Genomic DNA, 11,968 nt, shown 5'->3' with positions numbered 1-11,968 from the left:
TTGTTTACGTTTTGGAAACCATGACCTCTATCACAGGTAAGTCTCATCAAGCCTAGTGTCTCGTAGTGCCTAGCAAACACTATTGGTTTAACTTTTAGTGATGAATCGGCTCAGACCTACAGTCCTTAAAAATCCTTCATGATTAGCGGCAGTTGTATTAGCAGAATTTTTAACATAAGGTCGTGAGAGCGAACAGGCTATTTGTCGACAATACGTCAAACTGTGACGTTATGGTGCGACTTCCCACTTAAAGGTTTTTTGAATTTTACTCGCTTTTTTGCCTGTCGTTTGGATGAGCAACTGAATACTTTCGGGCTGAAACCCTACAGGTAAGACAAACTCACCCATCACATTCTGAAAATATTGTAGTTTTATCTCAACGGGAGTCGCACTCACACTTTGTTTTTTATTGCTTGCATAGACCTTGACATACACTTGTCCTGCAACAGAAGTTTGATTATTACTGAGCTGTGTAATCAACATACGGTATTGATAACGATTAGCAGAGAGATGTTTGACGGTGATACTATCAACATTCACGGCTTGGCTACTGGGTTTTGCTCCTAACAAACGCTGATAGACCGCTATTTGCTCTTGTAAATCGGCTACGGTAGCTAACTGGTTTTTAGTATCCTCTTGCAGTTTTTTGGCAGTTTCGATAGCAATATCACGGTCTTGTTGTAAGGTTAACAGTCCCATATTGAGACGTTTAATGTCGGCAGCTTGCTGTTGGTCACGAGTACGCAAGTCTTTCACTTCGGTAGCACTTGCTCCCACACTTCTCAGTCCTGCATCATAGCCCCAGTAATAACAACCTGCCCCTGTCAAGCCTAACAACAAAACCACCAATAGTGTCCATGCTACCCAATGAGCCGTGATAGGCGCAGCAATGTAGCTTTTTATTTTTTGCCGACGACCGCTACGCCACATGAATCACTCCTTAAGGCAATAAGGCAATATGCATTAAACCTGTATCTTCGGCTAAACCGAACATAATATTCATGTTTTGCACTGCCTGCCCTGCCGCACCTTTCACCAAATTGTCAATCACCGACAAGATGACAACAGTATCTCCACCTTGCGGGCGATGCACTGCGATACGACACACATTAGCACCACGTACCGAACGTGTTTCTGGATGACTGCCTGCAGGCAACACGTCAACAAACGACTCATTTGCATAAGTCTGTTCATATAAGGCTTGTAAATCGCTGACGTCTTGCGTTAAACGGGCATATAAGGTGGCATGTATACCGCGAATCATGGGCAATAAATGTGGTACAAAGGTCAAGCCCACTGCTTGACCACCGATATGTTGTAGCCCTTGTTTTATTTCGGGTAAATGACGGTGACCCGCCACACCATAGGCTTTGAAACTATCCCCTGCCTCACATAACAAGGTATGTACTTCGGCTTTACGACCTGCGCCTGACACGCCTGATTTTGCATCGGCAATCAGGCTATTTGCATCCACCAACCCTGCTTTTAATAAGGGTAAAAAGCCTAATTGCACCGCTGTAGGATAACAGCCTGGATTGGCCACTAAACGGGCTTTTTTAATCGCCTCACGATTCACCTCGGGTAAACCGTACACAGCCTCTGCCAAAATATCTTCACAGGCATGTGGCATACCATACCACTGTTGCCAATCTACAGGATTTTTTAAGCGAAAGTCGGCAGCCAAATCAATAACTTTAACGCCTTTAGCCAATAGTTCAGGCACTTGCTTCATGGCGACGCCATTAGGTGTGGCAAAAAAGACCACATCACATTGGCTTAAATTATCAACCGACGGTTCTGTAAATGTTAAATTAACGCGACCGCGTAAATTGGGGAACATCTGCGCAACGGGCATACCTGCTTCACTACGCGAGGTAATTGCCTGTAAAGCGACTTGTGGATGTTGCGCTAACAAACGCAACAATTCGACACCTGTATAGCCTGTTCCACCCACAATACCGACCTTAATCACACATTTTCTCCCAAAAAATCAATCTATTTCACTTGTTTAATCGGCTTAATGCCTTAGTGTTGATATTATATCAAGCTCTGACTTCAGCGATAGCGTCAGTTTTGTTACATCGATGCTCCATTATTTATTGAGGTTTATGATGCTTTGGCTAAAAGCCTTTCATATTGTTGCCGTTATTTGTTGGTTTGCAGGCTTATTTTATTTGCCGCGTTTGTTTGTCTATCACGCTCAAAGTGAAGACACTATCAGTATTGAACGCTTCAAAATCATGGAGCGTAAACTGTACCGAGGCATTATGTGGCCTTCGATGGTTTTGACGATTGTCTTGGGTGCGGCCATGATATATCTAGCCCCTGCTTATTATTTGCAACAAGGCTGGTTACATGCCAAATTAACCTTGGTCGGTTTGTTAATTGTTTATCATTTCTATTGTGGCTACTATCGTCAACGATTTGCCGACAATCAAAATAACAAAACACATACTTTTTATCGTGTTTTTAATGAGTTACCCGTTGTATTGTTAATTGTGATTGTCATTTTGGTGGTGGTTAAACCATTTTAACCTCTTCGTATGCCCCATCTTGGGCTAATTTAATACTGGCAAAGTAAACGTTATGCGGTCTGTTGTTTTATGTTTTAGTGGTTTAGACCCTTCGGGGGGGGCTGGCTTACAAGCCGATATTGAAGCGATTGGGGCATTGGGTAGTCATGCCGCCGTCGTGTGTACTGCCTTAACAGTACAAGACAGCCAACGCGTCTATGGTTTTCAATCGGTTGATGCTGAGTTAATACAGCAACAAGCCCTTAAAGTGCTTGCGGATTTACCTGTCAAAGCAATTAAATGTGGCATGCTGGGCACGCCTGATATCATTGCTGTCGTCGATAACATTTGTCAGCAATACCCCGATATTCCCCTGATTTTAGACCCTGTATTAGTAGCGAACAGCGGTGGCTCGTTAACCGTTGATGGCTTTATTGAACACTTAACAGTTTTATTTCCACGTACACACGTGCTAACCCCCAATAGTATAGAAGCAGAAAGTTTAACAGGGCTATCAGTCGCAGAGACGGAATCAGGCGTTATTCAACGTTTAAGTGAGATGGGGGCTAAACAGGTGTTGCTCAAAGGCGGCCATGAGCAAGGAGAGATGTTACGTAATCGTTTCTATCAAGACAACACCTTGATTCAAACTAGCCATTGGCCGCGTTTAGCGGGTGAATTTCATGGTTCAGGTTGCAGTTTAGCCGCGGGCATTGCTGCGGGTATCGCACAAGGCCATAGTCCGAGTATTGCTATCAGCCGTGCCGAGGTTTGGCTCAATAATTGTTTGTTGCGTGCTGACCGTCCGCATGCAGATGGCCAAGCCATTCCCAAACGCTTTAAGAGTTTTGGTGCATGAAACACGGCGTTTACGTCATCACTGACAGTTTGTTGCTGCATGGACGGTTACTCGAAGCGGTAGAGCAAGCGCTCATAGGCGGTGCTAACTTAGTACAATACCGCGCCAAACAAGCGACAGCCAGCACCCGTTACCAAGAGGCTTTTGCCCTCAAATCTTTATGTGTAGCTTATGAAGTCCCATTGATTATCAATGATGACCTCGACTTGGCAGCCCGCTTAAAAGTAGGGGTACATTTAGGTCGGGGGGATGGTGCGATTGAACTTGCCAGACAACGTCTAGGTGACAAAGCAATTATCGGGGCAACGTGTCATAACTCCTTAGAGTTTGCGGCGCAAGCGGTGGATGCAGGCGCAAGCTATTTGGCTTTTGGCGCATTTTACCCCTCACCCAGTAAACCTTTAGCGTCATTAGCTGACATCAACATTCTAAGACAAGCACAAGTGTTCAATTTACCACTAGTTGCTATTGGTGGCATAACCCTAGACAATGCGCCACCCCTAATCACAGCGGGAGCAAACTATCTGGCAATGATTAGTGAAATTTTTGCTAAACCTAATACCGAGATTGCTCCACACACCGCCGCATTTCGCCATTTATTTTAGACACCAATGACTGTCTAGATTTGCTATATGAGTCACTACTATGAGTCGTAATCAAGAACTTTTTACTGCCGCATGCCGTCATATTCCAGGGGGAGTCAACTCTCCCGTTAGAGCGTTCAAAGGGGTTGGTGGTACACCGATTTTTTTTAGCAAAGGTCAAGGCGCTTATTTATGGGATGCCGATGGTAAAGCCTACATTGACTATATCGGCTCATGGGGGCCGATGATTTTAGGCCATGCGCATCCTGATATTGTCCGTGCCGTACAAGAAGCAGCCGTCAACGGTTTAAGTTTTGGTGCACCCACAGAAGCTGAAATTCAAATGGCCGATAAAGTCTGCGAATTAATGCCCTCGATGGAAATGGTACGTATGGTGAGCTCAGGCACCGAAGCCACGATGAGCGCTATTCGTTTGGCACGTGGGTATACCCAACGCGATAAACTACTGAAATTTGAAGGTTGTTATCATGGCCATGCCGACTCGTTGTTAGTCAAAGCAGGCTCAGGACTCCTCACCTTAGGCGTACCTACCTCACTGGGCGTACCTGCTGATTTAGCAAAACACACACTCACACTGCCTTATAACGATATTGCTGCATTAGAGCAACTCTTTGGCCAAATGGGTGAAGAGATTGCGTGCGTGATTATTGAACCTGTTGCTGGCAATATGAACTGCGTTCCACCGTCTTTAGCGTTTCTACAAAGTTTACGCCGCTTATGTACCGAGTATGGCGCTGTATTAATTTTTGATGAAGTGATGACGGGATTTAGAGTAGCGTTGGGCGGCGCTCAGGCACTGTATAATATCAAACCCGACCTCACCACGTTAGGCAAAGTAATTGGTGCTGGTTTACCTGTGGGTGCGTTTGGCGGTAAGCGTGAAATCATGGAATGCATTGCACCATTGGGTGGGGTGTATCAGGCTGGCACTTTATCTGGTAATCCACTCGCTATGCGTGCAGGATTGGCGATGTTGGCATTAGTCAGTAAAGCAGGTTTTTATGAACAGTTAGCGGCTCAGCTCAATACACTACTAACAGGTTTACAACAACGCGCCGATGCGGTGGGTATACCTTTTACTACGACACAGGTCGGTGGTATGTTTGGCTTGTTTTTTAGCACAAAAAGCCAAATCGAGAGTTATGATGATGTGATGGCCTGTGATGTAGCACGCTTCAAATCATTCTTTCATTTGATGTTAGCAGAAGGTGTATACTTAGCCCCTTCTGCTTTTGAAGCAGGATTTATTTCTAGTGCACACGGTCACACAGAAATACAAGTGACTTTACTCGCGGCTGAACGCGCTTTTGCTCAACTTGCTTAATTAGGTTAACAGCTTGCCATTTGTCCAAACACTGAGGATACGTTTACAACGTAAACCGCTAGCTACTGCACTAGCGGCTTCAGTGCTTGTTCATTTATGTTTATTATGGGATGGCGAATTTGAACTACCTGATTTTAGTCCCGACTCGCCCGACGAAGTGCTTTCTAAAAAGAAAGCCGACGCTATTCCGCGCGTAAAACTATCCATTAAGCCACCTGCTCGCCCTAAACCACAAGTAGGTGCAGCCATTGTCACCTTAATTGAAGAAGCACCACCTGCGGCAGAGAAAATTGCGCCAAGCAAAAATAATAACAATAAGAAACAACTCACTAAAGAAAAAATCAAACCCGAAAAACCCCTTGTAGAACCTATCAGTGGTGATGATTTTGCTCCGCCCAGTCCACAAATTGCCGACAACCCCAAATCAGACAACGCCTCCACCGAACAAGTCAGTGAAGATGCCATTCCGCTAGGCGATAGCTTACCGCCACCGCCTGAGGAGTTAGCAAAAACACCACCTATCGCAATACATGAAGAGCCACCCCCCTTTCCTGTGGAAATTGCTGCCCGTTATAAAGCTAGCTTTATGGGGTTTAGTGTTGAAATCAAACAGATGTGGCGTATGGAAGGCGAACGCTACATCATTGAAAATGAGGCGTCTAAATTTGGCTTTAAGGCCAAAATGGTCAGTGAAGGCGGCGTCTCAGTCAATGGTATAAGCCCAGAACAATATCGCGTTTATATCAATAATAAACTCAATCGATTTGCCGATATTGACCGCAGCAACAATACGATTCGTTTTGGTAAAAAATCAGACGTAAAATACGCAGCGCTACAAGGTGAAATCCAAGATGCTGCCAGTCTACCGTTTCAGGTTGCGGTAAGTTTTGTAGGCACCGAAAGCCGTCAGCTACAAATTACGACTGGCAGTGCCGTTTATAATATCGAACTGAAATTGATTAGCGAAGAACGCCTCAAACTACCTGCGGGTGAAATGCGTACATTACATCTACAAGGACAACGTATTAATTTGGCTACAGGTATCGCTCAACAAGGTTATGATGTTTGGTTAGCCCCTGATTATCGTAATTTTCCTGTTAAGTTTAGAGGACCAACGAGCAAAGGTGAAGTCATGGAATACAGCTTAAAGTCGTTGGCATTTGAGGGACAAACCGTGATTGGTAAAAATCTCAAACCTGAGCCTGAAAGTAAAGAACCAGACGCTATTCCTAAAGAATTATTGGAACATGCCGAAGAGCCACCCCCATCCTTTAAGTCAGAGGTGGGGGTAGGCGAAGATGCGCCTTAAAATATTATTTTCGCTAAACCAATAATGCCCCTAATGCCTGTCAGTTAAGCAATTTTTACTGACTTCGACTCCGCTCAGTCAACGCCAAAATGCGCCCTGAGCGGAGTCAAAGGGCTGTTTTTAAGTGCCCATTTTTCTTAACTGACCAGTATTACATAAGGTCTCTATTTTTTGCTCGAGTGTCCTCAAATCGGCTGCAAAAGCACGAATACCTTCGGCTAATTTTTCAGTTGCCATCGCATCCTCATTTAATTGCCAACGAAACTCTTTTTCACTCAATGGCGATAAGCGCATGCTCAATTGCCCCTCTGTAGGACTGAGTTGACGTGTCAATTGTTCCTGATTAGAGGCCAGTGCATCTAATAAAGCAGGGCTAATCGTGAGTTTATCACAGCCCGCAAGTGCATTAATTTCGCCAATATTTCTAAAACTTGCAGCCATGACAACGGTCTGATAGTCACAGGCTTTGTAGTAATCATAAATACGTTTAACTGACAGTACACCAGGGTCGGTCTCAGCGCTATAGTCTTGGCCTGTACTCTTTTTGTACCAATCTAAAATGCGGCCTACAAAAGGAGAAATCAAGGTAACGCCTCCTTCGGCACAGGCTTGTGCTTGTGCGAAATTGAATAATAACGTCAAATTACAATGAATACCTTCTTGCTCCAAGAGACGAGCGGCTTGAATACCTTCCCATGTACTGGCAATTTTAACTAGGACACGCTCGCGGTCTATCCCTGCCTCTTGATAACGCTTAATCAAACGACGTGCTTGTTCTAAGGTCGCACGCATATCAAAAGATGCTCGTGCGTCTACTTCGGTAGAGACTAAGCCAGGAACAACTTTTAATATTTCCAATCCAAAGCCCACGCTAACGGCTTCAATAGCACCTTGTAAGCGTTGCGCCTGCGTGGGCAAGTGTTTGCTATCTTCTAGGCCTTTGGCAATAATATGGGCGTATTCATCTTGTGTGGCAGCCTTCAAAATGAGCGACGGATTGGTGGTGGCGTCTTGTGGTTGTAGGCGCTGAATACTCGCTATATCGCCTGTATCGGCGACAATCGTACTAAATTGTTGTAGCTGTTGTAGTTGATTCATAAGGTGTCCTTTGTCGGTCTTCAACAAAACTGGCGGCTTCCTCGATTAATTCGATGCCTCTGTGTTTTTGATACGCATAACTACTGAGATGTTGTCGCCACTTGCGTGCGCCAGCCATACCTTGAAATAAACCTAAGATGTGTCGGCTCATTTGCATCAATGGCACACCAGCTGTCAGTTCTTGCTCGATAAATGGCAGGAATCTTTGCAGTATTTGATGCGGTGATGGGATATCTTCGCCCCACAACGCAAGGGCTTGCGCTAAAATATAGGGGTTGTGGTACGCCTCACGACCAATCATCACACCATCTACCTGCTCCCAATGTTCAACGATTTCATTCAAGGTTTTAATGCCACCATTGATATGAATGGTTAGCTGAGGAAAATCTTGTTTGAGTTGATAAACATCGGCATAACGCAACGGAGGAATTTCACGATTTTCTTTGGGAGATAAGCCCTGCAATAAGGCAATACGCGCATGTACAATAAATTCTTGACAGCCTGTTTGTGCCACGGTTTCTACAAACCGATATAGGTTCTCGTAGTCCTGTAAGTCGTCGATACCAATACGATGTTTAATTGTCACAGGAATACGTACAGCCGCTTGCATCGCACTGATACAGTCCGCTACTAATTCAGGCTCGGCCATTAAACATGCGCCAATTTTATTTTTTTGCACACGGTCCGACGGACAACCTACATTTAAGTTCACTTCATCGTAACCGTATTGTTCTGCAAATTGGGCACATTGTGCAAGCTCTTGACTATCTGAGCCACCCACTTGTAATGCAACGGGATGTTCAATGGCATCAAAACATAAAAAGCGATGACGGCCACCATGAATCAATGCGCCTGTTGTCACCATTTCGGTATATAAACGAACATGGGGATTAAATAAACGTAAAAAATAACGGCAATGTCTATCTGTCCAATCCATCATCGGAGCAACGGACAAAATTTTATGATTCGAATTAATGTGATGAAGCATACTTTCTAAAGGAGTTAGCATAAAGACTCATAGCTGCTATACATGACAACTAAAAAATATTATACACGAAGCATGAAGGCTTGTTGTGGTTAAAAGCAAATACCCAGACATTACTCAATCATGTAATACAACGCTTGTCACCTGAACAAGAAACACTCATACGAGAAAACTTCTAGGGGCTGTTGATGTTTTACGTGTGAGCCACGTTGCTGATAAAAACTGCCTCAGACAAGGCAAAAAACGCAGCAAATAGTGATGCTATTGGCAGGTTTTGTCATACAGTTATGAAGCGATTTTTAACGCAGTCCAAAGGGAAAGAGCTATTTTTTTAGCCGCACTACTGTTCTCTGAATCTCCATAAATATCGATTGTTATGGCCTAGCCAAATACCTAGCCTGTTTCTGACAATTTTATAGCTATCATATTGGCCATTGCGCATGCCCCGTTATGCCAGAAAGCGAATGCTACTGCTGCTAAGTTTTGTTAGTCTGTTGTCGTTAAAAATTTTGTCCGCTCGCCTCGTGTTTGGTAAAGCTCAAGTGAGTAACTGTGTGTAATCGACATATTTTTTATGTTTTGTACAACAAAGCCTCTCGCCATTTTTATGCTTTTACACTAGGCTCGCGCCTCAACGATTAGTTGTCATCTATTTATTGATAGCTGACATAATCAGGTCTGTTGACCATTAACATGCGTTTGTAACAGTCTGATGTTGTAGGCTGACACGCAAAAGCTCAATAGCCCTGACTATTCGTAGTAACTAATTTTTTGTTCCACCTGTACCACCGAAGGAATATACAATGAGTGACCGTTATCAATTATTTGCAAACTCTCCTGTTGGCCGCTTATTAACCCGCAATTTAGGTTTACCTGCTCCCTTAGTATTAGAGCGTTTTGACGCCAATAAGCCCTTAGTCAATGGCGCTGTTTTGCTCGGTGCGGCTCCTAATGCCGAATTGATTGCTCCGATTGCTCGCGTATTAAAAAATATTCATGCCGAAGCCTATGCTGGCAACCAAGATTTTATTCATCAAACGGCGGCTTCTGATGCGGGTTTATCGTTACGCAAACACAATGTGGACGATAAAGAATCCAAATTCAAAGCCTTTGTGTTTGATGCGTCTGGCATTAAAAACAGCGAAGAATTAGTCGAAGTATATAACTTCTTCCACCCCATCGCGCGCCAACTCGTTAACTGTGGTCGTGTTGTGGTGTTAGGTCGTACCCCCGAAAGCTGCACCGACCCCAAACAAGCGACCGCTCAACGTGCCTTAGAAGGTTTTGTGCGTGCCGTGGCTAAAGAGTTCAAAAAAGCCAGTACTGCACAATTAATTTACGTTGCCCCCAATGCCGAAAACCAAGTTGAATCCAGCTTACGTTTCTTCTTGTCTGCCAAATCTGCTTATGTTTCGGCACAAGTCGTTCGTATTAGTCCTAACGACACACAAGTTAACTTGGACTGGAATAAACCCTTAGCAGGCAAAACAGCACTGGTCACAGGCGCAAGCCGTGGTATTGGTGAAGCTATTGCCGATGTGTTAGCGCGCGATGGCGCACATGTCATTTGCTTAGATATTCCTGCGCAAGAAGCTGACCTAAATCGCGTTGCGGGTCGTATTGGTGGTTCGGTCTTAGGCTTAGATATCACAGCGGCCGATGCACCACAAAAAATTGCCGACTTCTGTAAGGTAAAAGGCTTAGACATTATTGTGCATAATGCAGGCGTTACCCGCGATAAAACCTTAGCCAATATGACACCTCAGCAGTGGAATTTGGTCATGAACATTAACTTGTCCAGTGAAGAGCGTATCAACGATGCGTTGTTAGCCAATAATGTCATTAACAGTAATGGTCGTATTATTTGTGTATCCTCTATTAGTGGTATCGCAGGTAACTTAGGCCAGGCCAACTATGGCATGTCTAAAGCGGGTGTGATTGGCATGGTACAAGCCATGACGCCGTTATTAAAAGCTCAAAACATCACCATTAACGCGGTTGCACCAGGTTTTATTGAAACCCAAATGACGGCCGCCATTCCGTTTGCTATCCGTGAGGCAGGTCGTCGTATGAATTCGATGTCTCAAGGTGGCCAACCTGTTGACGTGGCCGAGGCAATTGCTTGGTACGCCAACCCTGCTTCTGCTGGCGTAATGGGTAATATTGTGCGTGTGTGTGGCCAAAGTTTAATTGGTGCTTAATACGCGGGGAGGGAAGCAACTTCCCTCCTCTGACACGGTTTGATAAGGATAAGTATGGATGTTTAATTGATTGATACTGTCCTTGTTTATCTTAAGGGGTAGCTATCGCGTTTTGTCCCGTTAGCACGCCTCTTTACATATTATCGAGATAACATCATGGCCAATCGTACCCTGACTCGCCTGCCCTCTAGTTTTGCAATGTATCCAAAGGCATTGGTTAATAGTCTCAAAAAGAAATCCTCCAACACCTTACCCGAACTCAGTTTAACGTTGAATGCGATTGCTATTGACCGCCAACATTTAGCCGATTACAACACGGTCTGTGGTTTTGCTCAAAGCGATGTGTTACCACCCACCTACTTACATATGTTGGTCATGCCACTACAAATGGCGTTAATGATAGAAGATGGTTTTCCATTTCCGTTATTAGGTTTAGTGCATATTGCTAATAAAATCACGCAATATCGCCCTGTTAATGCCAACGAAAAAGTGAATGTGACTTGTCGATTTGGCGAGTTAAAACCACACGATAAAGGTCAGCAATTTGCCTTATTAGGCGAAGTGTATGTCGGTAACGAATTGGTATGGACTGGCGAGAGTGTCTATTTATTCCGCCAAGCAACCAGTAGCAGCAAAACAAACGACGACAAAGCTAAACAGAGTGAAGATAAAAAACCTGTCACAGGCTTTAATGCGATTTGGAGTATTCCAAGCGATATTGGCCGTCGTTATGCTGCCGTTTCTGGTGATAGCAACCCCATTCATCTCTATGATTTTACTGCAAAATTATTTGGTTTTCCGCGGGCAATTGCACATGGTATGTGGACAAAAGCACGCTGTTTAGCTGCTTACGAAGGCCGTCTACCCGATGCGTTCAGTGTAGATGTCCAGTTTAAGTTACCCGTGTTATTGCCTGCCAAAGTGGCTTTCCAGTCCGAAATCAACAGTAAAGTGGAACGCCATTTTCAAGTCTTTGATGCCAAATCGGCGAAACCACACTTAGCGGGTATTATCAAAGCCATTTAAGACGCTGAATCATCCCCTCACAGGTCTGTTGCATGAGGGCTATGCTCA

General features: G+C 44.4%; 11 protein-coding genes. 7 read left to right on the top strand and 4 right to left on the bottom strand.

The features are described 5' to 3' along the window. Positions 1–228 precede the first annotated feature (228 nt). Both C8N29_RS11875 and argC read right to left on the bottom strand, forming a co-directional pair. The gene (locus C8N29_RS11875) at positions 229–930 is read right to left on the bottom strand and encodes a DUF6776 family protein (protein ID WP_107866281.1); all 702 of its coding nucleotides are present in this window, start codon (positions 928–930) and stop codon (positions 229–231) included. 10 nt (positions 931–940) lie between these two features. Then, positions 941–1,972 carry an N-acetyl-gamma-glutamyl-phosphate reductase gene (argC, locus tag C8N29_RS11870; RefSeq protein ID WP_107866280.1) on the bottom strand — a complete coding sequence of 344 codons (1,032 nt, stop codon included), beginning with the start codon at positions 1,970–1,972 and terminating at the stop codon, positions 941–943. A gap of 136 nt (positions 1,973–2,108) precedes the next feature. Here argC and hemJ point away from each other — a divergent pair, with 136 nt between their 5' ends. From hemJ to C8N29_RS11845, 5 genes are read left to right on the top strand one after another with little or no spacing between them, the layout of a single operon-like run. After that, entirely contained in the window at positions 2,109–2,534 is a 426-nt protein-coding gene (hemJ, locus tag C8N29_RS11865) for a protoporphyrinogen oxidase HemJ (RefSeq protein ID WP_204509349.1), read from the top strand. A 52-nt stretch (positions 2,535–2,586) separates the two neighbouring features. After that, positions 2,587–3,372 (top strand): hydroxymethylpyrimidine/phosphomethylpyrimidine kinase, encoded by a 786-nt coding sequence (locus C8N29_RS11860; protein WP_107866278.1) that lies wholly within the window; start codon positions 2,587–2,589, stop codon positions 3,370–3,372. Beyond that, a complete protein-coding gene (thiE, locus tag C8N29_RS11855) occupies positions 3,369–3,977 on the top strand; it encodes a thiamine phosphate synthase (protein ID WP_107866277.1) in 609 nt (202 codons plus the stop codon). Before C8N29_RS11860 ends, thiE begins: the two co-directional genes overlap by 4 nt. Positions 3,978–4,017: 40 nt before the next feature. Then, positions 4,018–5,301, top strand: a complete 1,284-nt coding sequence (gene hemL, locus C8N29_RS11850) for a glutamate-1-semialdehyde 2,1-aminomutase (protein WP_107866276.1) — start codon at positions 4,018–4,020, stop codon at positions 5,299–5,301. Between the two features lie 13 nt (positions 5,302–5,314). Then, positions 5,315–6,610 (top strand): DUF3108 domain-containing protein, encoded by a 1,296-nt coding sequence (locus C8N29_RS11845; RefSeq protein WP_146164462.1) that lies wholly within the window; start codon positions 5,315–5,317, stop codon positions 6,608–6,610. A 120-nt stretch (positions 6,611–6,730) separates the two neighbouring features. On the opposite strand, the gene tal is transcribed toward C8N29_RS11845, so the two are convergent. Both tal and dusA read right to left on the bottom strand, forming a co-directional pair. Beyond that, complete coding sequence (gene tal, locus C8N29_RS11840; RefSeq protein ID WP_107866274.1) at positions 6,731–7,708, bottom strand: transaldolase; 978 nt, start codon at positions 7,706–7,708, stop codon at positions 6,731–6,733. Further along, positions 7,677–8,717 carry a tRNA dihydrouridine(20/20a) synthase DusA gene (gene dusA, locus C8N29_RS11835; protein ID WP_239987141.1) on the bottom strand — a complete coding sequence of 347 codons (1,041 nt, stop codon included), beginning with the start codon at positions 8,715–8,717 and terminating at the stop codon, positions 7,677–7,679. The genes tal and dusA overlap by 32 nt, the downstream gene beginning before the upstream one ends. A 779-nt stretch (positions 8,718–9,496) precedes the next feature. On the opposite strand from dusA, the gene C8N29_RS11830 reads away from it, so the two are divergent. Both C8N29_RS11830 and C8N29_RS11825 read left to right on the top strand, forming a co-directional pair. Further along, complete coding sequence (locus C8N29_RS11830; RefSeq protein WP_107866273.1) at positions 9,497–10,894, top strand: 3-oxoacyl-ACP reductase; 1,398 nt, start codon at positions 9,497–9,499, stop codon at positions 10,892–10,894. A 156-nt stretch (positions 10,895–11,050) separates the two neighbouring features. Next, the gene (locus tag C8N29_RS11825) at positions 11,051–11,920 is read left to right on the top strand and encodes a MaoC family dehydratase (protein ID WP_107866272.1); all 870 of its coding nucleotides are present in this window, start codon (positions 11,051–11,053) and stop codon (positions 11,918–11,920) included. Positions 11,921–11,968 lie beyond the last annotated feature (48 nt).

It is taken from the genome of Agitococcus lubricus (assembly GCF_003051055.1).
GTDB lineage: Bacteria > Pseudomonadota > Gammaproteobacteria > Pseudomonadales > Moraxellaceae > Agitococcus > Agitococcus lubricus.
This window is presented reverse-complemented; position numbering and strand designations above follow the sequence as displayed.